This window comes from Chryseobacterium taiwanense, assembly GCF_000813825.1.
Lineage (GTDB): Bacteria > Bacteroidota > Bacteroidia > Flavobacteriales > Weeksellaceae > Chryseobacterium > Chryseobacterium taiwanense.
Map to the genome: position 1 here is coordinate 548,525 of NZ_JWTA01000004.1, position 25,604 is coordinate 574,128.

At 33.8% G+C, this 25,604-nt stretch carries 23 protein-coding genes; 9 read left to right on the plus strand and 14 right to left on the minus strand.

The annotated features are described in order from the left end of the window. The first annotated feature begins 7 nt into the window (after nucleotides 1–7). Nucleotides 8–1,654 carry a RagB/SusD family nutrient uptake outer membrane protein gene (locus RM51_RS06025; protein WP_039366137.1) on the plus strand — a complete coding sequence of 549 codons (1,647 nt, stop codon included), beginning with the start codon at nucleotides 8–10 and terminating at the stop codon, nucleotides 1,652–1,654. Nucleotides 1,655–1,713: 59 nt separating this feature from the next. Here the strand turns inward: RM51_RS06025 and RM51_RS06030 are convergent, their stop codons facing one another. Next, nucleotides 1,714–2,367 carry a CoA transferase subunit B gene (locus RM51_RS06030; RefSeq protein ID WP_039366139.1) on the minus strand — a complete coding sequence of 218 codons (654 nt, stop codon included), beginning with the start codon at nucleotides 2,365–2,367 and terminating at the stop codon, nucleotides 1,714–1,716. Nucleotides 2,368–2,489: 122 nt separating this feature from the next. Between RM51_RS06030 and RM51_RS06035 the strand changes: the two genes are divergently transcribed. Both RM51_RS06035 and RM51_RS06040 read left to right on the plus strand, forming a co-directional pair. Then, nucleotides 2,490–4,292, plus strand: coding sequence for an ABC transporter ATP-binding protein (locus tag RM51_RS06035; RefSeq protein ID WP_039366142.1), 1,803 nt, complete (start codon nucleotides 2,490–2,492; stop codon nucleotides 4,290–4,292). Between the two features lie 16 nt (nucleotides 4,293–4,308). Beyond that, entirely contained in the window at nucleotides 4,309–4,989 is a 681-nt protein-coding gene (locus tag RM51_RS06040) for a DUF3575 domain-containing protein (RefSeq protein ID WP_039366144.1), read from the plus strand. 146 nt (nucleotides 4,990–5,135) lie between these two features. On the opposite strand, the gene RM51_RS06045 is transcribed toward RM51_RS06040, so the two are convergent. After that, on the minus strand, nucleotides 5,136–5,837 hold the full coding sequence (locus RM51_RS06045; RefSeq protein ID WP_039366146.1) for a CoA transferase subunit A: 702 nt from the start codon (nucleotides 5,835–5,837) through the stop codon (nucleotides 5,136–5,138). A gap of 284 nt (nucleotides 5,838–6,121) precedes the next feature. Here RM51_RS06045 and rplS point away from each other — a divergent pair, with 284 nt between their 5' ends. Further along, entirely contained in the window at nucleotides 6,122–6,475 is a 354-nt protein-coding gene (gene rplS, locus RM51_RS06050; protein WP_039366149.1) for a 50S ribosomal protein L19, read from the plus strand. 84 nt (nucleotides 6,476–6,559) lie between these two features. On the opposite strand, the gene RM51_RS06055 is transcribed toward rplS, so the two are convergent. The 4 genes from RM51_RS06055 to rpsA form a co-directional block, all read right to left on the minus strand. Next, nucleotides 6,560–7,555 carry an alpha/beta fold hydrolase gene (locus RM51_RS06055; protein WP_039366150.1) on the minus strand — a complete coding sequence of 332 codons (996 nt, stop codon included), beginning with the start codon at nucleotides 7,553–7,555 and terminating at the stop codon, nucleotides 6,560–6,562. A gap of 75 nt (nucleotides 7,556–7,630) precedes the next feature. Beyond that, a complete protein-coding gene (locus RM51_RS06060; protein ID WP_039366152.1) occupies nucleotides 7,631–8,611 on the minus strand; it encodes an EamA family transporter in 981 nt (326 codons plus the stop codon). 136 nt (nucleotides 8,612–8,747) lie between these two features. Beyond that, nucleotides 8,748–11,333 (minus strand): T9SS-dependent M36 family metallopeptidase, encoded by a 2,586-nt coding sequence (locus RM51_RS06065; protein WP_052248413.1) that lies wholly within the window; start codon nucleotides 11,331–11,333, stop codon nucleotides 8,748–8,750. A 225-nt stretch (nucleotides 11,334–11,558) separates the two neighbouring features. Next, a complete protein-coding gene (gene rpsA / locus RM51_RS06070; RefSeq protein ID WP_039366156.1) occupies nucleotides 11,559–13,349 on the minus strand; it encodes a 30S ribosomal protein S1 in 1,791 nt (596 codons plus the stop codon). 288 nt (nucleotides 13,350–13,637) lie between these two features. Between rpsA and RM51_RS06075 the strand changes: the two genes are divergently transcribed. Next, entirely contained in the window at nucleotides 13,638–14,945 is a 1,308-nt protein-coding gene (locus RM51_RS06075; RefSeq protein WP_039366158.1) for a DEAD/DEAH box helicase, read from the plus strand. 57 nt (nucleotides 14,946–15,002) lie between these two features. Here the strand turns inward: RM51_RS06075 and RM51_RS06080 are convergent, their stop codons facing one another. Beyond that, complete coding sequence (locus RM51_RS06080; RefSeq protein WP_039366160.1) at nucleotides 15,003–15,896, minus strand: SMP-30/gluconolactonase/LRE family protein; 894 nt, start codon at nucleotides 15,894–15,896, stop codon at nucleotides 15,003–15,005. Between the two features lie 268 nt (nucleotides 15,897–16,164). Between RM51_RS06080 and ccoG the strand changes: the two genes are divergently transcribed. Further along, on the plus strand, nucleotides 16,165–17,607 hold the full coding sequence (ccoG, locus tag RM51_RS06085; protein WP_039366501.1) for a cytochrome c oxidase accessory protein CcoG: 1,443 nt from the start codon (nucleotides 16,165–16,167) through the stop codon (nucleotides 17,605–17,607). Nucleotides 17,608–17,610: 3 nt separating this feature from the next. Here ccoG and RM51_RS06090 read toward each other — a convergent pair whose 3' ends face one another. Then, nucleotides 17,611–18,585 carry an AraC family transcriptional regulator gene (locus tag RM51_RS06090; RefSeq protein WP_228375780.1) on the minus strand — a complete coding sequence of 325 codons (975 nt, stop codon included), beginning with the start codon at nucleotides 18,583–18,585 and terminating at the stop codon, nucleotides 17,611–17,613. Between the two features lie 66 nt (nucleotides 18,586–18,651). On the opposite strand from RM51_RS06090, the gene RM51_RS06095 reads away from it, so the two are divergent. Together RM51_RS06095 and RM51_RS06100 are read left to right on the plus strand one after the other, a co-directional pair. Continuing rightward, a complete protein-coding gene (locus RM51_RS06095) occupies nucleotides 18,652–19,002 on the plus strand; it encodes a MerR family transcriptional regulator (RefSeq protein WP_039366162.1) in 351 nt (116 codons plus the stop codon). 81 nt (nucleotides 19,003–19,083) lie between these two features. Continuing rightward, entirely contained in the window at nucleotides 19,084–20,385 is a 1,302-nt protein-coding gene (locus RM51_RS06100; RefSeq protein WP_052248414.1) for a helix-hairpin-helix domain-containing protein, read from the plus strand. Nucleotides 20,386–20,525: 140 nt separating this feature from the next. Here RM51_RS06100 and rluF read toward each other — a convergent pair whose 3' ends face one another. The 6 genes from rluF to RM51_RS06130 all read right to left on the minus strand — a co-directional run bounded on the left by rluF (nucleotide 20,526) and on the right by RM51_RS06130 (nucleotide 24,684). Next, on the minus strand, nucleotides 20,526–21,248 hold the full coding sequence (gene rluF / locus RM51_RS06105; protein ID WP_039366164.1) for a 23S rRNA pseudouridine(2604) synthase RluF: 723 nt from the start codon (nucleotides 21,246–21,248) through the stop codon (nucleotides 20,526–20,528). After that, the gene (locus RM51_RS19050; protein WP_131667049.1) at nucleotides 21,248–21,745 is read right to left on the minus strand and encodes a hypothetical protein; all 498 of its coding nucleotides are present in this window, start codon (nucleotides 21,743–21,745) and stop codon (nucleotides 21,248–21,250) included. Before RM51_RS19050 ends, rluF begins: the two co-directional genes overlap by 1 nt. A gap of 80 nt (nucleotides 21,746–21,825) precedes the next feature. Beyond that, nucleotides 21,826–22,524, minus strand: coding sequence for a tRNA pseudouridine(55) synthase TruB (gene truB, locus RM51_RS06115; protein WP_039366166.1), 699 nt, complete (start codon nucleotides 22,522–22,524; stop codon nucleotides 21,826–21,828). Between the two features lie 46 nt (nucleotides 22,525–22,570). Then, entirely contained in the window at nucleotides 22,571–23,389 is an 819-nt protein-coding gene (locus RM51_RS06120) for an undecaprenyl-diphosphate phosphatase (RefSeq protein WP_039366167.1), read from the minus strand. 96 nt (nucleotides 23,390–23,485) lie between these two features. After that, entirely contained in the window at nucleotides 23,486–23,782 is a 297-nt protein-coding gene (locus RM51_RS06125) for a DUF3098 domain-containing protein (RefSeq protein ID WP_039366170.1), read from the minus strand. 2 nt (nucleotides 23,783–23,784) lie between these two features. Next, a complete protein-coding gene (locus tag RM51_RS06130; RefSeq protein ID WP_039366172.1) occupies nucleotides 23,785–24,684 on the minus strand; it encodes a cell division protein FtsX in 900 nt (299 codons plus the stop codon). Nucleotides 24,685–24,776: 92 nt separating this feature from the next. Here RM51_RS06130 and rsmA point away from each other — a divergent pair, with 92 nt between their 5' ends. After that, entirely contained in the window at nucleotides 24,777–25,547 is a 771-nt protein-coding gene (gene rsmA / locus RM51_RS06135) for a 16S rRNA (adenine(1518)-N(6)/adenine(1519)-N(6))-dimethyltransferase RsmA (RefSeq protein WP_039366174.1), read from the plus strand. Nucleotides 25,548–25,604 lie beyond the last annotated feature (57 nt).

Below are 25,604 nucleotides of genomic sequence, written 5' to 3' on the forward strand. Positions count from 1 at the left end.
AACCATCATGAAAAAAATACTATTATTATTACTATTTACCACTTCACTTTTTAATTCGTGCAGTGATTTTATAGAAGAAGAAAGTTTATCTAATGTACCTGCAGACGAAGCTTATAAAACTGCAATCGGTTTTCAGTTGCTTGTGAATACCAATTATGCGTGGCTAAAAGACATCTATGGTGGAGATCCATGGCTTTTTGTAGCGGGTACAGATATGTATGCAGAAGGACGAAGTCCGGAACCTGCCGGTCTAAGCCAATACAAACAGCTTATTCCTGCTTCGGAAGGAGTAGATCAATTATATATGGCATGCTATCAGCTTATCCAGTCTGTTAATAAAACCGTCTATTATTCTGCCATTACAGAACAGACTGCCAATATTCCTGTTTTAGTTGGAGAAGCAAGATTTTTGAGAGCAAATGCTTATTTCCTTTTGGTTCAAACGTATGGCGGAGTGCCTATTGTAGAAGAGAATTTCACTAATCCAACTTTACAATTTAACAGAAATTCTGCTCAGGAAGTTTATACATACATCATTAAAGAACTGGAAGCTTCATTAGCTGCTGTAGGAACGACAGCATACTCCACCAGTGGAAGGGTAAATAAAAAAGCCGTGAACGACCTTTTGGCTAAAGTATATCTTACAAGAGGATATGAAAGTTTCGGTGCTTCTACGGATTTTGCTACAGCTGCAACCTATGCTGAAGCTGCGATTGCAGGGCAAGGTTTAACTGTTCTTCCATCCGAATTGTTTTATCCGGGGAATGACCTGAATACAGAAACTATTTTCTCTGTACAGTATAATTTTAATTCAACATCAAGCTCCCCTACTACACTAGGAAATAAACAGTTTTATTATTACAGCTCATATCTTGGAGGTGCAGAAACTAATGGAAGCGCGCCCCTGAGAAGCTATAATCTTTGTCCGACCACTTATGCCTTAAATTTATTCAAACAAGGGGATTTAAGATGGGAAGCTACGTTTATGAATGTGGTATATGAAAAGTACTATGATTTCTTTAGAGTAGCGGATAAATCAACTCTTAAAATTAAACATTTTTACGAACCCATGTGGTACACTGCTATAGACAAAACTGCCTGGATGACTGCCAATGCAGCAAAACTTGCCACCGGATTTGTTTATCATGATAAAGGAACGTATGACGCTGCTTATACATTAGTTAAGAATCTGGATTATCAGACCATTCCAGTGAAAAAGTTTGATGACCCGGCAACCACAACACCATCAAGTACAGGTCCGGTAAGTACAAGAGACATTATTGTTTCCAGATTGGCAGATACTTATCTTATTGCTGCTGAAGCCTATTTAAAATCCGGAAACTCAGCGGCAGGACTTGCGAAATTAAATGTGGTAAGAACTAGAGCCGGAGTTCCAAATGCAACACTGGCAGAGTTTGACATCAATTATATTCTGGATGAACGTGGCAGAGAAATGCTGGGAGAATATAACAGATGGTTTGATCTTAAACGTACAGGAACGCTCGTAACAAGAGCCGTACAATATAATTATAAAATTACCAGTGCATCCAATTTTAATGGGAATAATGGTGCCTTGAAAATTTTGAGACCAATACCTCAGACGGTACTGGATTTAAATCAAAATAAAAACTTTCCACAGAATCCGGCTTACTAAAAGCAAGATTACAATCTAAAAAAAATCCGTCTTAGCTGTAAGACGGATTTTTTTATGTATTAAAACTGCATTTCAGGAATCTCTCCTTCAATGATTAAATCTGCTTCTGTAGATTGAATAATGTGTTCAACCGAAACTCCAGGAGCTCTTTCAACAAGCTTAAATCCGGCTGGTGTAATGTCTAAAACAGCGAGTTCAGTCACAACTCTTTTTACACAATTTACACCCGTTAGAGGTAAAGTACATTTTTTAAGGATTTTACTTTCTCCTGCTTTGTTCACGTGCATCATTGCTACGATGATATTTTCCGCTGAAGCTACCAAATCCATCGCACCTCCCATTCCTTTTACCATTTTCCCGGGAATTTTCCAGTTGGCGATATCACCGTTTTCTGAAACTTCCATAGCGCCAAGAATTGTTAAATCCACTTTCTGAGCACGAATCATCCCGAAACTGAAGGCTGAATCAAAGAATGAACCTCCATCCAGAATCGTTATCGTCTGTTTCCCTGCATTGATAATGTCTGCATCTTCTTCTCCTTCGAAAGGAAACGGCCCCATTCCCAACACTCCGTTTTCACTCTGAAATTCTACAGAAAGATTGTCCGGAACATAGTTAGCCACCAATGTTGGAATTCCGATTCCTAAATTTACATAATATCCGTCTTTTACTTCTCTGGAAATTCTTTGTGCAATTTGTTCTTTAGTTAGCATAGCATAATCTTATCCCGCCAAATTAGCCATTTTTTCAGAATTACGAAATAGTTTCTTTTCTTATCCTATGATAAATTTTGCTTTTCAAATTGTTGTAAATTTGTGAGTTCTTAATTTTACTCATGAAAATTTTATTAAATTATTTAAAACCATATAAATGGCTGATTTTAGCCTCTCTTTTATTAGCTTCAATCAATCAGGTCTTTTCATTGTTTGCTCCGGCTATTACAGGAAATATATTAGACAAACTGGTTACCCATCCCAACTTTTTTGACAAAGAAAAACTTCTCCCAAGAAGTCTGAACGAATATCTCTACGGAACCAATATCTATCATGGCGTATTCTATTTCCTAGGATTGCTTATCGGAACAGCGATGATCAGCCGAATTGCAAAGGCATTTCAGGATTATGTAGTGAATGTGATTATCCAGAAGTTTGGAGCTAAAATCTTTACTGACGGTTTAAAACATTCTATGAGATTGCCTTTTCAGGAATTTGAAGACCAGAGAAGTGGCGAAACTCTTTCTATATTAACTAAAGTTCGCGAGGATTCTGTGAAGTTTATCAACAATTTCATCAATGTATTTTTCGGAATTTTGGTAAGTATCATTTTCGTTTCGGTCTATGCGGTTCGTTTGCACTGGACCATTATGCCGGTATATGTGGTAGGAATTATTCTTATTGCTGTAGTCACCAATTTATTAAGCAAAAGAATCAAAAACATCCAGAAAAATATCGTAACCGAAACCACCAATTTAGCGGGAAGCACCACTGAGAGTCTTAGAAATATTGAAATTGTAAAAAGTTTGGGACTCACCAATCAGGAAGTGGAACGTCTGAATAATAATACGTATAAAATCCTGAATCTGGAACTACGAAAGGTAAAAAGCATCCGCTCTTTAAGCTTTGTACAGGGAACATTGGTGAACTTTTTACAGCAAACTATTACCTTCACTTTATTATTACTGATCTTTAAGAATATTGTAACTCCGGGACAGTATTTATCATTAATGTTTTACGGATTCTTCATTTTTGGACCGATGCAGGAAATAGGGAATATCATCATTTCTTACCGTGAAGCTCAGGCTTCTTTGAATAACTTCGACAGGGTAATGAAAAAAGAGGTTGAACCCAAACCAACCAATCCGAAAAAAATCGGAGCTATTGAGGAACTGGAATTTCAGGATGTTTCTTTCCAACATCAAACGGCTCATTATAAGGCATTGAATTCAATTTCATTTAATGTGAAAAATGGAGAAACAATAGCATTTGTAGGACCAAGTGGTTCCGGGAAAAGTACATTGGTAAAACTGCTTGTTGGATTGTACAGGCCAAAAGAAGGCTCTATCCTTTATAATAATATTGACGGAAAAGAATTTGATTTTGATGAATTGAGAAATCAAATCGGTTTTGTAACACAGGATACTCAGCTTTTTGCAGGAACCATAAAGGAAAATCTTTTGTTCGTAAATCCTTCTGCAACGGAAGAAGATCTTCAATTAGCCTTAAAAAAATCTAGTTGTACAGCACTTTTAGAACGTGCTGAAAACGGAATTTTAACGGTAATCGGTGAAGGCGGATTGAAATTAAGTGGTGGTGAAAAACAAAGAATTGCCATTGCAAGAGCTTTATTGAGAAAACCTCATTTGTTGATTTTTGATGAAGCAACTTCTGCGTTGGACAGTATCACCGAAGAAGAAATTACAACGACCATTAAAGAAATCTCAAAGGAAAAGGAACAAATTACGGTTCTTATCGCACACAGGCTGAGTACGATTATGCATGCAGATCGAATTTTCGTTTTGGAACGCGGACAAATTGTGGAAACGGGTTCACATTTACAATTAATTGAAGAAAAAGGTTTATATTACGCTATGTGGAGACAGCAGATCGGTGAAAGAAAAATCGCGGAAACTCTGACTTAATATAAAACTAATTTCAATGAAAAAACTTTTAACCATTTTTATTGTCACGATTTCAACATTGATTTTTGCTCAAGAATCAAAGGAAAGCAATTGGATTTTGAAACTGAATGCGACGCAATTAATCGATGTGGTTTCTTATCCTACTTTACAAATTTCTGCTGAAAGAAAGATCAATCCGTATTTCAGTGTAAATGCGGAAATTGGTTATCAACTCTATGATTTTAGTAAACCGGATACGATATTTTTAAAATCAAAAGGCTTTAAAGCCAATCTCGAAGGTCGGGTTTATTTATTCAAAATGCTTCATTCAAGAATAGAATCTAAACGAAATGAATTTTATGTTGGTTTACAATTGTTTTATCGAGAAAATGAAGGGACAAATTCAGTAGATTATTCGCCAAAAAACGATGAAACCAAGTTGTATACTGATAATTTTGGAACGAAAAGAACGGCAAAAGGTTTTAATATTACTTTCGGAAATCAAATTTCAATGTCGAAAAAAATTATTCTGGAACCTTATATCGGATTGGGATTGATGAATCGAAAAATCGACAACAGCGATATTGAATATGATGAAATAAATGACACCCGAAACGGAACCGGATTAAAATCACTTTTTCAAAAACTAAACTTAGAAGAAAGTTCAGGAAATGTTTTTAATTTTTGTTTTGGATTGAGGGTTGGATATAGATTATAGAGGATGGAAGTTTGGTGATGGGAGCTGGAAGTTTACATGATTGAAAACAGAGATTCTTCCTTCGTCAGAATGACAAAGTATAAATAAAAATTACCCCGAAGTAAATTTCGGGGTAATTTATTTTTAAAAAACTGTAAGCTAAAATATTAGTCTCTTTTTCTTACTGTTCTCTGTTCGATTCTTTTTTCAAATTTCTCACCTTGGAAAATCCTTTGGATCATGATTCCCGGAATGTGAATCTCGTTCGGATCCAATTCTCCCGGTTCTACCAATTCTTCCACTTCAGCGATCGTAATTTTTCCTGCTCCAGCCATAGGATGGTTAAAGTTTCTTGCAGAACCTTTGAAAATAAGGTTTCCTGCGTGATCTCCTTTCCAAGCTTTTACGATTGAAAAGTCTGCTTCATAAGCATGTTCTAAAATATGTGGTTTTCCTTTGAAATCTTTTACTTCTTTTCCTTCCGCTACTTCGGTTCCGTAACCTGCAGGTGTATAAAAAGCAGGAATTCCTGCCTGAGCTGCTCTGCATTTTTCCGCTAACGTTCCCTGAGGTGTTAATTCTACATCCAATTCACCGGAAAGCATTTGTCTTTCAAATTCTGCATTTTCCCCTACATAAGAAGAAATCATCTTCTTGATCTGTCTTTTATGAAGCAATAATCCTAATCCGAAATCATCAACACCCGCGTTGTTTGATATACAGGTAAGGTCTTTTACATCACTATCTACCAATGCATTAATCGAATTTTCAGGAATTCCGCAAAGACCAAATCCCCCCAACATGAGCGTCATTCCATCCTCAATTCCTTCAATTGCTTCTTTTGCATTTTTTACTCTTTTATCTATCATTATTATAGTATTAGATTTTCAGTTCTAAATTTAAACATTTTTGTGAAACCGCGAAAACTACTTTATATAAGGTATTACTTTAAAAGAAGACTTTTCATTTGAACCATTAAGAGAATGAAGAGGTTAAGATCAATTAAGTAAAACAATATGGTTACTAATTTTATTTAAAAATATTCTGTAAGGTATTGGTTTTTATATAAAAAAGTTATATTTTTGCATCCTGTTATTCAACCTCTGACGATCAACGTGTAAGTTGCTTAGCTTTAACATTTTATTTATTAATAATGGATTTATTAAAGTACGTACAAGAGAAGTACATTGCTAAAAAAGAATTCCCTGAATTCAAAGCAGGTGATACAATTACTGTGTATTACGAAATTAAGGAAGGACAAAAAACAAGAACTCAGTTCTTCAAAGGAACAGTTATCCAATTAAGAGGTACTGGTTCTACAAAAACTTTCACTATCAGAAAAATGAGTGGAGATGTAGGTGTTGAGAGAGTATTCCCAATCAACATGCCAGCTTTACAAAAAATTGAAGTTGATAGAAGAGGTAAAGTTAGAAGATCTAGAATTTATTACTTCAGAGACCTTAGAGGTAAAAAAGCTAGAATTAAAGACGTTCCTTACAAGAAATAATTCAGACAACAATACATACAAAAAGAGACTGTTTACTTTAAACAGTCTCTTTTTACTTTTAATGAGTTTTCCTCTCCTATTCAATTATTTAATAAAATCATACAGCGCATTCCAGAATTTGTCATAGACTTCTATATGCGGAAGATGTCCTACATTTTCAATCTCAACTAATTTGGAACCAGCAATTTGCTGCTGGGTTTTCTTTCCCAATTCCTGATATTGCCCCATTTTTGCCTGTAGTTCTTTCGGAGCTCTGTCTTTTCCTATTGCCGTTCTATCTCTTGTTCCGATAATTAATAAAGTCGGAGTTTTGATATTTTTAAATTCATAACAAACCGGTTGGTTGTAGATCATATCCGAAGTTAGAGCTGCGTCCCAAGCTACTTTTGGATAATCCGAATGCAACGTCCATCCCGCAATCAAATCAAGCCAGGGTTGATATTCATCTTTCCATTTATTATCATAATAGAACCTTAACTGATAATTTTTATAGGTATCAGCTGTATTTTTAAGTTCTGACTGATACGCCTGATCTATGGTTTGATACCCTGCAAAAGTTTTATAATCTTCCAGCCCGATTGGATTTTCAAGGATCAATTTCTGAACTCTTTCAGGATACAGCAACGTAAATCTAGTTGCTACCATTCCTCCCATCGAATGCCCAAGAACAATGATTTTATCAATTTTCAGTTCATCCAAAATAGCTTTTGTATTCTCTGCCAATTGCGAAAATGAAAATTGGTAACTTTGTGGTTTTGAAGATTTTCCAAATCCGATCTGATCGGGAATAATCACTCTAAAACCTTTATCTGAAAGATCTTTTGCTGTTCTTTCCCAATAGGCTCCGTTAAAATTCTTCCCGTGAAGAAGCATTATTATTTTCCCGTTTGAAGTTTTTGGCTGTACATCCATATACGCCATTTTCAGATTGTTATTCTGGGATTTCAGATTGAGAAAATGAACTTCATAAGGATATTTATACTCTGTAAGTTCTGCATCTAAAGATTTGACCTGAGAAAAAGCAAAATTTGATGCAATCGATAGCATTAAAACAGCAACAACATTCTTAATTTTTATCATACTCATTATTTTAAACATTAAAATTAAAAAACCGTTCCCAAAGAAACGGCTTAGAATGTATTAATTATAATTTTTTTAAGATAATTCTGCTACTTTATACTCTTTCTGCCCCGGTAAATTCATTAAAACAATCGCAAAAAGAATTAAAGCAATTCCAATCCATTGAATAAATACCACTTCTTCGCCCAGCAAAACAAAAGCCATTGTTACAGAAACAGGAAGTTCTAATGAGGAAACTATGCTTCCTAATCCCAACCCTGCATTGGGGAAACCTATATTAAATAAAATCGGAGGAATAACAGTTCCGAATAGCGATAAAATCAGACCGTATTTCCAAAGAATATAATAATCAAAAGCACGAATATGTTCTGTATTTTCTGTAAAGTTGAGATAAACCGACTTCAATCCATCAATATGTAAAGGTCCGATTTGAGCAAAAAATAAAAATGCAAAAATGACTATGGATCCGCCACAAAGCATTATAAAGCTTTTTCTCAAAACGGGAAGATGGGTTGCCAATGTATTTGAGGTAAACATGGTCAAAGTATATGAGGCTGCCGCCATTACTCCCCAGAAAACGCCTTTCCAATCAAGCTCTATTTTTGAATTGATTAAGTTTGTCGCTAAAACAGTTCCTACTAAAACAATGATTACGGATAGTATTTTTCTTGCATTGGGTAGTTTCTTAGTCATAACACTTTCAACCACCACACTAAACCACACCGACTGCATCAATAAAACAATAGCTACAGAAACATTAATATACTGAACCGCGATATAATAAAATAAGCTTGTACAGCCTAATGAAGTTCCTGCCAACATTAGATTTCTTACTTCTTTTGAACTTGGAGTCGGCAAAGTTTTTTTAGAAGTTATGGTTTGAATAAGGTTTAAAATTAAAAGTCCAACTAATCCTAATACAAACTGAGAAGTTGTAACTTCTGATGTGGTATATCCATCCTGATAAGCCAATTTAACAAATGTAGCCAACATCCCATATATACTCGCTCCAATACCTACAAATAAAACTCCTTTAAATATATTTTTCTTCTTCATAATTCATTTTTTGAACAGCTTGCAAAGGTATGGTATAATAATTAAAATTTTCGCTGACAAAATCATTATAGATAAATAAAATCGCCGCGAGCTTTGCTCGCGGCGATTTTATTATATTAATTTATAGAATTGACTATTATTTTTTAACGATAACTTTTGAAGCCGCGTCAATACCAATCCCTTTTACTTTTACAATATACGTTCCGGTAGTCAATCTCTCTGTTGAAATTGATTTCTTATCTTCCGGCGAAATTTTATCCTCTGAAGAAACTAATTTACCAGACATATCATAAATTTCCACACTTACTTTTCCTAAAGTACTACTAGGGAAATTGATAAAGAATTCATTTCTAGCCGGATTTGGATAGATTGAAATGGTATTCTCTTTAACAGATTTAACCTCATCCGTACCTAATACACAATCCGCTGGTACTGTAAAATCTTCTACCTGATCATTAATATTAGTTTTAGATCCTGCAGCAGCATTTACACCTAAACCTCTTTTTGCAAAAGTTCTCCAGATCATACATCTATCAGCTCCCCCTGTAGTCGCCATTTCAGCTGCTAATACTGCATCTCTACCATCAATAAATGTAGGGTTACAAATCTGAAGCTTTAATGCGTCCGTTACAAGTTGCAACACTCTAGAACTTCCGTTTGTTGTTCCAGACATCACATCTGAAGCGTAACCATACTTAGCAACATATTGCCAATGAAGATCCCAAAGCATTGTCGCCCAAACAAAACCAATAGAGTGTACATCCGGAACTAAAACACCACTTGATGTATATTCCATTCCGTTAGTATCTCCATAGGTATAATCATTAATTGTAAAATCAGGAGAGTATCTAGCTGGTCTGATTCCTCCACCAGCTGTTCCTTGTCCAACTGCATAAGTTCCAATCCCTCTTGCAACCGAAGCATTATCCCCTACTTTATTGGTCAACATTAAAGCAAAGAAATCGGACCAACCTTCTCCCATTTGCTCTTTATCGGAGGATGAACTTAAGCATCCAGCACCCGTCCCCGTTAATCTGTTTGAAATACCATGTCCATACTCATGAATAACAATTCCATTATCAAAACTTCCATCCGGTGTTACTGTACCACTTTTTAAAGTTATATTTACCTGAGTATTTACTGCTAATTGCCCCTTAATATATTCTCCTTCGGCATTATCTATAAGCACAGACGGAATTGTAATAGTAGCATCTGTACCAGACATATTAGATATTGTAGACCCATTTACTGCATTATTATAAACAATAGCAGCTATTGCTCCTGCATCTTGCAAATTTTTAGTTTTAATTGTAAATGCACATGTTCCTCTCTCTACTAAACCTATTTTCCCTGTTAACGACCCGGTAGGCAAAGCTGTACATCCATCCAAAACTGAGGATAGCTGAACATTTCCAGTAACGCCAACAGCGTCTAAAACATTACCAAATAAGGCAGTTCCAGCTGCAGGATAACGAGACGCTGCACTACTAGGAGTATTATAGAAAACATATTTGTTATAATTTGACCATAAATACATCTGCATTCTTGGTTTACTACCATCTGACGGGGAAGCAAAATTTGCATTATTCGTACCTCCTCCATCTTGAGCTTCAGCATTTACATAATCACTTCCGACTCCACCAAGTCCAAAGTTTGTATTTTGAAAATTTCTTGCCGCCGGTGTAAAACCAAACATATAGAAAATGTCATGTACTTTATTATTGAGATAAAATAAATTTGTAATCGAGGCATTTAAATTACTCGTAGAAGTTCCTATTATACTAAACGGAAAATCAAAGTTCCTTGAAGCCCCTCCATCAGGAGAAGATCCTACTGAATTTGTATTATTAATATCATCATATGCATACACATTATTTCCTCTTGTGTTTGTATAATGAGTCGCACCATCATAATGCCATCCTTCTGGAGAAGCTGTTAAAACCCAGGGATTACTTACAGTTGCTCTAGATCCAAATGTTGCAGCTTCTAAAGGCAAAGGAAAAACATTATATGATGCATTATCAGGAACCAATAATGAGAAATTCTGCACACTCCCGTTTACAGGTCCTACAAAATCATTGTGATATTGAGTATAATCTTGCGAGAATGCATCATTATGGAAATTACATGATAAATTCAAATCTAGTTTATTAATAATGTTCCCATTTGTTGCATCAACAAGTATATCCCAGTAATTAGCTGCATTTGGTTCAGGAATAGAAAACTGGTAAGCTAATTTCAAAACTCCAGCATCTTCTACATAAATCAAACGTTGCTTAGCTACATTTCCTGTTTCTGGTTCTGCATCAAAAAAATTTAAAATAGGATAAGACTCTATTTCTTGTTTTTGTAAATTTTGAGCAATTTTTTGAAGTGCAACTGTTTTATTAATACTCACATTATTGGAAACTACTGAACTATAATTTTTCAAAAAATTATCCGAATAGTAGATAATTTTATTATCTCTTATAAGAGCCGTACCTGCTGCATTATAGACCGGGAGATTATTATAAGTTTGCTGAAACTTCACAACACTTCCATTTAAGGATTTTGAAGTATCAATATTATCAATAATAAAATTAGTAAGATCTGACTTCTTATATTCTCTTAATTTATTTTGAGAAATATAATCTTTAATTAGCTTCTCATTATCTTGAGCAAATAAATTCGAAGAAAAAACTGCAGATACTGCAAATAAAAGGGGTAAAACTATTTTTTTCATATACACTAATAAAGGCGCTAATTTACAAATAATCCACAGTCCTATATCATTTTTATTTAAAAATTTCACATAACATTTTAATTATTTTTTTCATTTCATCAATTTTCTCTAAAATGTGAATTTATAAATACTCTAAATATGCTCAAAAACCCTTATTTCCTGAGACTCAATAATATAAAAAAAGCCACTCAAATGAGTGGCTTACTATTTCAAATGTGATGAAGATTATTTACCTTCTTCCATTTTTCTTTTCAATTCTGCTAAAGCATCGATGTCTCCAAGAGTTGATCTTTCTTCGTTGTTTGAAGAAGAAGATACATTTCTAGAAGCAGATTCTTTTACATTTTTCTTCTCTTCGTCTCTGAAGATACCTGTGTGAGAAACTACTACTCTCTTGAATTCTTTGTTGAATTCGATTACTTTGAAATCAGCCTCTTCACCTTTCTTGATTTTAGATCCATCTTCTTTCTCTAATAATCTTGATGGGCAGAAAGCTTCAACTTCAGCATCTTCGAACTGTACAGAAGCACCTTTATCGTGTACTTCTACCGCTTTACCAGCGTGGATAGTTCCTTCAGCATATTTAGTTTCGAATGCATCCCAAGGGTTGTCAGTCAATTGCTTGTGACCTAGAGATAATCTTCTAGCTTGGATGTCTAATTCAAGAACTACAACATCTAATTTATCACCAACTGCACAGAACTCAGATGGGTGCTTGATTTTCTTAGTCCAAGAAAGATCAGAGATGTAGATCAATCCGTCGATACCTTCTTCTAACTCTACGAATACACCAAAGTTAGTGAAGTTTCTTACAGTTCCTACATGCTTAGATCCTACTGGATACTTAGCTTCAATATTTTCCCATGGATCTTTAGACAATTGCTTGATACCAAGAGAAATTTTTCTTTCTTCTCTGTCTAAAGTAAGTACTTCAGCTTCTACTTCGTCACCTACTTTTACAAAGTCACCTGCAGATCTCAAGTGAGTAGACCAAGACATTTCAGAAACGTGGATCAATCCTTCTACACCTGGAGCAATTTCTACGAATGCACCATAGTCAGCAAGAACTACTACTTTTCCTTTTACTTTGTCACCTACTTTCAAGTCAGCAGAAAGAGCATCCCAAGGGTGAGCTTCTAATTGCTTCATACCCAATTGGATTCTTGTTTTCTCATCATCAAAGTCAAGGATAACAACTTTTACAGTTTGTCCGTCCTCAAGGATTTCAGATGGGTGGTTCACTCTAGACCAAGAAAGGTCTGTAATGTGGATCAATCCATCAACACCTCCTAAGTCGATAAACACACCGTAAGAAGTAATATTCTTAACAGTACCTTCAAGAACTTGTCCTTTCTCTAACTGAGCGATGATTTCTTTTTTCTGACCTTCGATATCTGCTTCGATCAATGCTTTGTGAGATACAACTACGTTTTTGAACTCAGGGTTGATTTTTACAACTTTGAACTCCATAGTTTTACCTACGAACTGATCGTAATCTTTAATTGGCTTAACGTCAATTTGAGAACCTGGTAAGAATGCTTCGATTCCGTGTACGTCAACGATCATACCTCCTTTAGTTCTAGATTTCACAAAACCGTTTACGATTTCTCCAGTTTCGTGAAGCTCATTTACTTTATCCCAAGCTTTAAGCGTTCTAGCTTTTCTGTGAGATAATTGTAACTGACCTGTTTTGTCTTCTCTTCTGTCAACCATTACTTCAACCTCATCACCTACTTTTAGGCCTTGGTTGTAACGGAATTCGTTAAGAGAAATAACACCTTCAGATTTGAAGTTGATGTCTACGATAGCTTCTTTGTCAGTTAATCTTACAACTTTACCAACTAAAACGTCGTTATCGTCTAGGTTGTTCAAAGATCCGTTGTAGATTTCTTCTAAATCGCTTTTTTCTTTTCTCGCATCTGCATCAAGACCTGATTCGAAAGAATCCCAATCAAATTGTTCTGGTGCTACGTTTTGGTTTAATAAAACCTCTGCTGAATTTGTCTCTTTTGACATTTTCTAAATAAAATTTGTATTCCTTCTTTTTTAACGGTTTGAATAAATGCGGATTAAAAAATACGGAAGTAATTAATTATAAGTAATTTACTCATCAAACCTTTTCGCCACAAAAGTGGGTGCAAAGATACATCTTTTATTTCAGATAAACAATATTTTAAAACTTCTTGAAATAAAGCATAATTCCCTAACAATCAATAGGAATAATTTTATTTTTGGAAACCGTTTTCCTTCTCAATTTATTACCTTTCAACTGGTAACCAATAACGAAATCACTACCTTTGCACCATGGAATTAGAATCTATCTACAAAAAACTGCAGATTCAGGACATGAATCAGATGCAGAAATCTACATATAAAGCGACAGAAAACAATCAGGATATTGTTTTGCTCTCTCCTACCGGATCAGGAAAAACACTGGCTTTTTTATTTCCTGTTCTCCGAAACTTAAAGAAAAATGTTTCCGGAATTCAAACATTAATTTTGGTTCCTGCAAGAGAATTGGCCTTACAGATTGAGCAGGTTTTCAAAGCAATGGGAACAGACTTTAAAGTTTCGGTTTGCTATGGAGGACACGATAAAAAAATTGAAGTTAATAATCTGATCGAAGCTCCAGCAGTTTTAATTGGGACTCCTGGAAGAGTTGTTTATCATTTAAGAAACAATAATTTTGATCCTAAAACTATTCAGACATTGGTTTTGGATGAATTTGACAAGGCTTTAGAACTTGGTTTTCATGATGATATGGAATTCATTTCTAATTCATTAAAAGGACTTTCACAGAGAATCTTAACGTCCGCAACGGCAATGGATGAAATTCCAAAGTTTACAGGATTGAAGAATGAAAAATTAGTTGATTTCTTGAAATTAGGTGAGGCGAAACCGGATATTCAACTTCGAAAAGTAATGACTATTTCTGAGGAAAAACTGGATACTTTGTTTAATTTAATTTGTAAAATCGGTAACAAAAGAACGTTGATTTTCTGTAATCACCGTGAAGCGGTTGATCGTATCTCTGAACTGTTGCGCGAAAAAGGAATCGATCGAGAAACCTTCCACGGCGGAATGGAACAAGACGAAAGGGAACGTGCTTTACTGAAATTCAGAAATGATTCTGCAAGAATTTTAATTACAACCGATTTGGCTGCAAGAGGATTGGATGTACCTGAAGTTGAATCAATTGTACATTATCAATTGCCTCCAAAAGAAGATGCCTTTATCCACAGAAACGGTCGTACCGCGAGAATGAATGCAAAAGGTTTTGCTTATTTAATTATGAAGGAGGAAGATAATTTCCCTTTCATTAAAAATGATGTTCCGGAAGAAAGTGTTCTCGGGTTCAATAAAGTTCCTGAGAAAACGCCTTTTCAAACGATTTACATCAGTGCAGGAAAAAAAGATAAAGTAAATAAAGTAGATATCGTTGGATACTTACTTAAAAAAGGTGAACTTCAAAAAGAAGATGTAGGCTTGATCGAAGTAAAAGATACTACTTCTTATGTTGCTGTTTCAAGAAATAAAGTAAATACACTATTGAAAAAACTAAGCAATGAAAAACTGAAAGGTAAGAAAGTGAAAATGGAAATTGCTTATTAATTAAGGTTAAAGTTGAGATTAAGGCTAAGTTTTTTTAGCCTTAATCTCAACCTTAAATTATTTTACTCCTTTTACTTTTGTAGGCAAAACATATACTGCTTCCGAAGCTGTGATAAACAGAACATTATTATTTTCCCCTCCGAAAGTTACATTGGAAGTCCATTTTTCAGGAATCGGGATTTGATAGATTTTCTTTCCTTCTCTGTTGAAAACAGAAACTCCATTTCCTGTTAAATAAAGATTACCAAATTTATCCAGCGTCATTCCGTCTGAACCCATTTCACAGAAAAGTTTCTTTTCAGAAAGCTTTCCTTCTCCAAGAATATCATATACATAGGTTTTTCCCGCATCAATATCTGAAACGTATAATTTTTTAAATTTTTCGCTTCCTATAATTCCATTCGGCTGAGTAAATGTTTCCAATTTTGAAATTTTACCTTCTTTATTTCTGTAATACAAATTTTTCTGAGGAATTTCCTGTTTAAAATTCACCCAATAATCTCGCTCATACAAAGGATCTGTGAAATACATTCCTCCAAAAGAATCTATCCACAAATCGTTTGGTCCATTCAGTCTTTTTCCTTCAAAACCTTTTGATAAAACTTCTACCTTTTTATCTTTTGAAATTTTCCAAATCTCTCCCTGATCATCCGAACATGTGATTAAATTATCATCTTTATCGAAATACGTTCCGTTTGCTCTTCCTGTTTTATCTAAAAACTCAACAATTTTATTCGTTTTCCAATCCCAGTAATAAATTTTATCATTAGGCTGATCGGTAAAATATACATTACCATTTTTATCCGCAGACGGACCTTCCGTAAAGCTGAACTGATCAGAAACTTTTTCGGGCTTCACACCATCATAAAACATTTTGTTATTATTTACTGATTTACAACTAAGTAATACTAAAACCAAACCAACCCAGCCGGTTTTCAATATTTTTTTCATTCTACACATAATTTTTTGATAGGCACAATTTACAACATGTATCATCGGATTCAAAGATTATTTTTTCAATTTGAAGCATTAAACACAATATTTAAAAATGTCCGAATAATACTATTTAAGAAGAAGATAATATTAGTAGTAAAACTATTTATTTGAGAGATTTGCAAGAGCAGAATCAACTAAAAATTTCAATTGTAAAATTTACAAAATGAGTATTTACTCAAACAAAATAACATTCTGCACAGCATATAATACAACTTTCAATACGATGAATATACAATCCGACAACTTCCAGCAAACAGAAATAGATTATGAAGACTTCAGAAATTCTGTGGGAACCATGGATCAATCCGGAAAGAGAAAATGGGTGTTTCCGAGAAAACCTAAAGGAAAATATACCAATTACAGAAATTACACAAGTTACTTATTACTGGCTTTGTTCTTCGGGTTACCATTTATTAAGATCAATAGCAATCCTGTTTTTTTGTTGAATGTCATCGACAGAAAGTTTTTCATTTTCGGACAGCCTTTTTATCTTCAAGATTTTTTTATTCTTGCTCTAGGCGCAGTAACTTCCGTGATTTTCGTTATGCTTTTCACCGTTGTTTTCGGAAGAATCTTTTGCGGATGGCTCTGTCCGCAGACTATTTTTATGGAAAGTGTTTTCAGAAAAATCGAATACTGGATTGAAGGTGACCGAAACAAACAAATGAAACTCGACCGACAGGAATGGGATGCAGAAAAAATCAGAAAAAGAATCACAAAATGGTCTGTTTTTGCTTTAACATCGGTAATTATTACCAACTTCATGTTTATGTATATTGTAGGCTATGAAGAGGTTTTTAAAATAATTACAGAAGGCCCTGTAGATCATTCTTTAAAATTCTTAGGCATGATTGGTTTTGCCGTAGCTTTCTACTTTACTTTTGCATGGCTTCGTGAACAGGTTTGCACACTCGTTTGTCCGTATGGAAGACTTCAGGGAGTTTTAATTGACAAACAAACCATTAATGTGTATTATGATTTTAAAAGAGGAGAAAACCGTTCAAAATGGAGAAATAATGAAGACAGAAAAGTGGTAGGAAAAGGAGATTGTATTGATTGTCATCAATGTGTAGTTGTTTGCCCAACAGGAATTGATATCCGAAACGGACAGCAATTAGAATGTGTAAATTGTACCGCATGTATCGACGCATGTGATGAAGTTATGGAAAAAGTAGGACTTCCGAAAGGTTTGATCCGTTACGCCACAGAAGCAGAAATTGAAAATCAGGAGAAATTTAAGTTTACTTCAAGAATGAAAGCTACAGCTGTATTTCTTTGTTTGTTAATTGGATTTCTAGGTTTTCTGTTGTACGACAGAGGTACCATGGAAGCAAAATTCATCAAACCTGCAGGATCTACCTTCTTTGTGAAAAATGGGAAAATCACCAATTCTTTTATTTATACTTTATTAAATAAGACCAATGAAAGAAAGGTCTTAACAATTAAAGTAATTACTCCTAAAAATGCAGAGATCGATTTCTTCGGAACAAATACAATTATTTTAAAAGGAGATCAGATTTTAAAGGGAAACATCAATATTAGTTTTCCTGAAAAAGACATTAAATTTTCAAAACAAAATATGACCATTGGAGTGTTTGATGAAAAAGGAGAAATGGTAGATTCTTTTGAAACCATATTTGAAGGGCCGTTCAAACTTCTCTTATAATTTTTAAACCTTGTATTTTTTAATAAATTGCGTGGGAGTCATTCCGGAAGTCTTTCGGAATACTCTCACAAAATATGAATATTCTTCGTATCCTAATCTGAAAGCAATTTCCACCAGACTTTCATCCAGATACATCAGCATTCTCTTTGCCTCCAAGATCGTTCTTTCGGTAATCACATCTGTTGCCGTTTTTTGTACTACCGTTTGAGTGATACGATTTAAATGTTTAGAAGAAATATCCATTAATGAAGCATAAAAAGCAATTGATTTTTCTTTACTGAAATACTGCTCAACCCAATTTTCAAAATCTTGGTAATGTTTAAAATAAGAAAGACTTGCCGATGAAACCAAATGATCGAAATCTCTGGAAAACTGTCTGGTTGATTTAATAAAAATCTGTGACATCAGTGAAAGCATATATCCATTTTTCATCATATCCTGACTGTGATATTCTTTTTCCAACTCAAGAAACAAACTTAGATTTTCTTTTAATTCAGTTTCGTTAAGTTGTAATTTTCGTGGAAAATTGACAGATCCGAAAAATGGAAAACTTCTTAATTTTTGATGTACGTAATGCATTTCGTAAAAATCCGGTAAGCAAAAGAAAAGATAACCTTCAATATCGTCCGAAAGTTCCCAACTGTGAATTTGCCCCGGAGACATAAAAAATAAACTTCCTGCGGAAATTTCGTACCTCTGAAAATCAATCTCATGAATCCCTGTTCCTTTGGTGAACAAAATCGTAGCGTAGAAATCATGACGATGGGCTTTTTCAAGATGACGATGCCCTACAATGAGATGATTCTGTAACGTACTGAAATAAAAATCAGAGGCACTTTTCCCAGACTGAAACAGATCGATATGAAGCACGGAAATAGAATCCAATGTAATTTTTATTTTAACCAAAATTAATGAAAACAAAAGGATTTTCCTTAGAAATTCATCACGACTTTTAGTTTTATCAAATGCAGAAAACATAAACATACATTATATATTTGTTACGTTTTTTAAAAATTTTTATCTTTGAAGATTAGGATTCTAAAAATGAAGATAAATTTACCCGATAAACTGTATTATTCAATAGGAGAAGTTGCAAAAGCATTTGATGTAAACACTTCATTAATACGTTATTGGGAACAGGAATTCCCCATTATAAAACCTAAAAAAAACAAAAAAGGGAATCGATATTTCACACCGGAAGATATCAACAACCTTCAGATGATTTATCACTTGGTAAAAGAGAAAGGCTACACATTGGACGGAGCTCGTGTTGCCTTGACTACCAACAGTAAAATTTCAGAAACCGTCACTCTAATTGACCATCTGGAATTCGTAAAAGCAGAACTTTTAAAACTTAAAGATTCTTTAGCAGAAAGGGACGTTGAAGGCGTTTGATTTTCTGAAATCCTTCATACATAAATTCGATTTATTTCAAACATAATTAGATTTAATAGGCTTTCTTATTAAATTTACTTTATGATGAAAAAAAGCTATTACACAAAAATAGCAGGACTAGGCATTTTCCTGCTCGTTCTCCTTGTGTTTCAGAATTATTCTAAAGCAGGAAACGAAAATTTTCCCGAAGTTACATTCATTTCTGAGAACACAGCAACTCTGAAGTTAACAGACTTTGATCCCAATGATTTGAACGAAAAACAATGGCAACATTTAGGTTTTTCTGAAAAACAAACCGCAACGATTCTGAAATACAAAAACATAGTCGGCGGAAGATTTATTTCTAAGGAACAATTCAAGAAATGTTTTGCCGTTTCTGCAGAAAAATTCACTGAACTAGATTCTTTTATCTTGTTACCCGACAATAATACGGAAGCTAAATCTGACAACTTCAAAAAATTTGAAAAAAGAGTAATCACAGTTACCAAAAAATTCAATCCGGATCATTATTCTGTTGATGACTGGATAAAAATGGGATTTAGCCAAAGACAAGCCGAAGCTATTTTAAAGTATAAAACGTATTTAGGAGGTAGTTTTATCAGTAAAGAAAAATTCAGGGAGTGTTTTATTATTAGTGAGGAAAATTTCCAAAAGATCAGTCCTTATTTAACTCTTCCAGAAAAAACTCCTCCAAATTTTAATCAAAATACTCAAGGATTTAAATCTGAGAAAATTAAAATTCAATATCATGCTTTTGATCCTAATACATTAGATCTTGAAGGCTGGAAATCTTTTGGCTTTTCTGATAAGCAAGCACAAACTATTATTAATTATCGAGACCGTAATCTAAGAGGAAGTTTTAAAAGTTTAGAAGAAATTCAAAAGTGTTTCGTTATTTCTGCTGAAAAATTTGAAGAGATGAAACCTTTTATCAAATTAAGTCCAGCTTCAAATACTAATGAAAATCAGAAATCCAAGATTATACAGCAGGAAAAAACTGATTTCTCTAAAGTAGATCTAAATTCGATCACCTTCAAACAGCTTATAGAATTTGGCTTTGATGAAAAAGCTGCGGGCTCGATGATAGGTTTTAGAAAAAAATTGGGTGGATTTGTGAATAAAGAACAAATTCTGACCACTTATAATATTGATGTAGAATTAATGCAAAAATTACTCGCTGTTGCCCAACTAAATACTTCAAATGTACCCAAATATACATTAACAGACGCTCCTGAAGAATGGCTCAAAAACCATCCTTATTTTAAATATTCTGCAGACAGAATTATTTTTTACAGAATCACTAATCCTGATGACAGAAAAATATGGAAATATTTGAAGCTGAAACCTGAATATGAAACAAGGATGAGATTGTATGTGAAGTGATGATGAGTATGTAAAGATGCTTCGACAGGCTCAGCATGACATCACTAAAAAAATGACTGCTAATAAAAACAGTTAGTATTAGGAAAATGTCATGCCGAGCTTGCCGAAATATCTCAATATATTTTTAAACTAAAAATATATTAATCAAAAGTTTTGCTCGAACCTTCCACTAATTTATTCAAAGTAGCCAATTCTTCATCGGTTAAATCTCTCCATTTTCCGATGGGTAAATCTAGTTTTATATTTAAAACACGGATACGTTTCAGTTTCTTAACTTCGTAGCCCAAATATTCGCACATTCTACGAATTTGTCGGTTTAAACCTTGTGTCAAAACGATTCGGAAATTCATATCGTCGATTTTTTCTACTTCACATTTTTTTGTGACAGTGTCTAAAATCGGAATTCCGTTTCGCATTTTTTCAAGAAATCTTGGATTGATGGGTTTATCAACTCTTACAATGTATTCTTTTCCGTGATTGTTTCTTGATCTAAGAATTTTATTTACAATATCACCATCGCTCGTCAAAAGTATCAATCCTTCACTTGGTTTATCTAACCTACCGATTGGGAAAATTCTTTTAGGATGATTAATATAGTCGATGATATTATTCTTTTCACGTTTGCTGTCTGTTGTACAAACGATTCCTACAGGTTTGTTGAAGGCAATGTAAACATGCTTTTCTTCTGGTTCACGGATAGGTTTCCCGTCAACCTCAATAACATCTTCATCAGAAACTTTTGTTCCCATTTCAGGAACTTTACCGTTTATTGTAATTCTCCCTTCTTCCAAAAGTTTATCTGCCGCTCTTCTAGAGCAGTATCCGACTTCTGATAAATATTTATTGATACGTGTTTTTTCCATTAATCTTCTCCGTAACCTGTATAATTTTTGTTGCTAAAAATGGTAATTCCATAGCTTAATCCGATAATAAACGGATTCTTATTGGTATTTCCCAATTTATATCCTTCTAAAACAATTCCTCCTTCCTGGCTCAGTCTTTTTGAATAAGAAACCTGCATTCCTAATCGTACTCCCCAGAATTCAGAATCTGAAACCACTGCATTATTGATCTGTTTTCCGTAATTAAGATCGATATAAAACGGACGGTCTCCCGGATTAAAAATAATTTTCGGCTGCACCATGACATACAACAAATGATAATTGTCTTGTATAAAGCTATATTTAAAACCCGCTCCTAATGCAAAGTTAGGAAGAAAATTATATCCACCAATTGCAGTAATTCCGTAGCTGATTTTATTAGGCGTTTTTGGAACTATATATTGGGTGTTGTTGGGAACTTCTTTTTCTTTAAATATATTGTATCCTAAATTCACAGAAGGATTAAAATAAAAATCCATTTTCTGTTTTTTTGTCTCCGTATTTTGTGAAAAGGATAATAAATAACCACATAAAGCGGCTAATAAAAGTAATTTTTTCATCATGAATTATTAAATCTAAAATCGTTTTCTAAGAAATCTGATGTAGCATCTTCAATTTTATAGTCTCCGATTTTTGTTCTTCTCAATTGTGTTAAGTACGCTCCTACTCCTAGTTCCTGACCAATATCGTGAGCAAGACTTCTTATATATGTTCCTTTTGAACAGCCTACTGTAAAGCTTACTAGAGGAAGGTCTATTTTAATATCTTCAATATAAAGGATCGTTGTTTTCCTTGACTTCATTTCTACCTCCTCTCCTGCTCTCGCTAGATTGTAAGCTCTTTGTCCATCAATTTTTATCGCTGAAAACACCGGTGGTTTCTGTTCAATTTCTCCTAAAAATTTTCCTAAAGCAGTTGTAATCTGCTCTTCTGTAATATGTGAAAAGTCCTGATGAAGAATTTCTGGTTTTTCGGTATCGTAAGATTCTGTTTGTACCCCGATTTTTATTTCTGTCCAATATTCTTTCGGAGCATCTTGTATTTCAGGAATTTTTTTCGTGAATTTCCCACAACAAACAATTAAAAGTCCTGTAGCTCTCGGATCTAAAGTTCCAGCATGGCCTATTTTGAATTTTTTGGGAAGATTAAACTCTCTTTTGAGTTTATATTTCATTTTATTGACAGCCTGAAAAGAGGTCCAATCCAAAGGTTTGTCTAATAAAAATATGTGTCCTGATTGTAGATCTTCTGCAGTCATTATTTTATGAGTAATGAAAATTGGTAATGAGTAATTTTAGCCGCTACTATTTAAAGAAATAAAAATAAATAAGCAAAGCTACCCCAACGAAAATACGATACCATCCCCAAGGTTTGAAACCGTATTTATTCAACACTCCGATGAATGCTTTTATGGCAATTAACGCTACTATAAACGCTACTACATTTCCAACAATAAAAATGGTAATGTGATCCTGTGAAGCCATGATCATTTCATAACCTTTTTGCGGAGTTGCAGTTTCTTTCCCCCATGTTTTTACAAACACCGAATACACCGTAACTGCCAACATCGTAGGAACTGCTAAAAAGAATGAAAATTCTGCGGCAGCTTTTCTTGTTAATCCTTGTGCCATCCCACCAATAATTGAGGCCGCACTTCTACTTGTTCCTGGCATCATTGCTAAGCACTGCCAAAAACCAATGGTAATCGCATTTCTAACTGTAATTCCTTTTTCATCATCAATTTTAGGATTTTTAAACCATTTATCTGCAAATAGCAAAACGACTCCACCTAAAACTAACACTGATGAGATAGCGATTTGATTTCCTAAAACCGCTTCAATTTTATCATCAAATAAATACCCTAAAACTAAAGCAGGAACAACCGCAAAAGCCAGTTTATAATAAAATTTCAGATTGTTTAAATCAAAGAATTTTTTCCAATAAGCAACCACGACGGATAAAATAGCTCCAAACTGAATCGATACCTGAAACATTTTTAAAAATTCATCTTCAGGTAATCCCATCAAGTTTGCCGTGAAACCCATATGAGCTGTTGAAGAAATAGGAAGATATTCTGTTAATCCTTCTATAATTGCAATAATAATTGCATTGATTAAATCCATAATTTATGTAAAATTAAAAGATTAAGAAATTCAGAAATTTAGAACATAATGTTTAAATCTCTGAATTCCTTAATCTCTGAATAAAAATTTATTTTCTTATTTTTTTTTCAAAATGGCATATACCTCAATGGCAAAACCAATGACTACAAATAGCGGTGCAATTCTGATTCTACGGATAGAAAAAATACCATCATTCCAAGAATCCGGATTATATTCTCCGCCTACTGTATTCGCATCCGGACCCATCATTAGAAGAAATCCACCTACAATAAATGCTAATCCTATTAACATCCATTTAAAGTTTTCTTTTCCGAAGTAAAAAGTATTTTCTTTGGAAACTTCTGTTTCTTTTCCGTAGTCCGCCGCGGAAAATTTGTTTGTTTTATTGCTCATTTTTATGAATAATATAAATCATCAACATTCGTTTTCAGGAATCTCCAAGTAGCAATTACTGTACTTAATACGGTAATAAAAATACCTACTCCCAATACTAATAAAACCAGCCAGAAATACTGTTGATTATCTTGTACGAATGCAGAACCGATTTGACTTGTGAAATAGTACCAAACTCCAAATAATGCTAAAAGCCCTATTACGGAACCAATAGCTCCCAAAATAACCGCTTCTACAATAAAAGGTTTCAAAATAAATCTTCTTTTTGCTCCTACCAGCTGCATGGTTTTAATGATAAATCTTTTTGAGAAGATCTTCAAACGAATTGAATTATTAATTAAAACGACTGCCAATACTAAGAATAAAAGAGAAAAACCTAAGATCCATTTTAGTATTCTGTTAAGGTTGTTGTATACGTCTACCATAAGACTGCTGTCATTTTTAACATCTACAATCCCAGGAACTGAACTTATAATTTTAATTGCTTCATCTATTTTCGTAGGGTCTACATATTCAGGTTTTAAGGCAACTTCTATAGACGATGGGAAAATGTTTTCTTCAAATAATGCATCGCTATCAATCCCCATACTTTTTTTAGCTTCCTGAGCTGCTTTTTCTCTGGAAATATAGGTAGCTCTTTTTACAGGAGCTAAAATCTGCACCTTTTTAAAAGTTTCTTCTTCTAGTTTTGCAATTTTAAGAGAGTCTTTCGCATCATAGTTTTCATCAAAGTAAGCATTTACTACAAGCTGTTCTTTGATATAGTCAGAATACTTTTGAGCATTAATTAAAATAAGCCCCATTAATCCTAACAAAAATAACACTAATGCAATACTTATTACTACTGTAATATTGCTAGACCTAAGCCTTTTCTTATTAAACTCATCTACAGATTTAGCCATTAATATTAAATTTTTTGGCTAAAATAGAAAAAAACTTCCGAAATTTGGGAACGAAAAAGAGAAAATCACTGTTAATAAAATCATAAAAAACATTGAGTGTAAAAGCAAAAAAGCATCTTGGTCAGCACTTTTTGACGGATGAAAACATCGCAAGAAAAATCGTAGAAGGTCTTAGTTTTGAGAACTATAATAAAGTAATGGAAGTAGGTCCCGGAATGGGAGTTCTTACCAAATATCTTTTGGAAAAAGATCAGGATACTTACCTTGCAGAAATTGATAAGGAGTCTATAGAATACCTAAAAAACAACTATTCTAAAATAACTGAAGAAACTTTTGTAGGAGATTTTCTGAAGCAGGATTTTCAATTTACCAACGGAGAACAGATTGCTATTATAGGAAATTTTCCTTATAATATTTCTTCCCAGATTTTATTTCAAATCATAGAGCATTATGAACTGATTCCTGAAATGGTAGGAATGTTCCAAAAGGAAGTTGCTGAGAGAACTGCAGCAGTTCCGAGAACAAAAGATTACGGAATTTTGTCTGTTTTGGTTCAGGCTTATTATGATACTTCGTATTTGTTTACGGTGCATGAAAATGTATTTAATCCTCCTCCAAAAGTAAAATCCGGAGTGATCAGATTAACAAGAAACCCAAAAGAAGGTTTAGCAGGAAATGAAATTCTTTTCAAACAGATTGTAAAAGCAGGATTTAATCAAAGAAGAAAAAAACTTTCAAACGCACTGAAAATTCTGAATATTCCGGAAGCTTTAAAAACACATGTATTTATGGATAAAAGAGCTGAAGAATTAAGCGTTTCCGATTTTATTTCCTTCACTCAACTCTGGAAAGAGAATCAATAATTCTCAATTCATAAAGTTAGAAGCTTTATTTAAGATTTAACAATAAAAAAAGCCTTT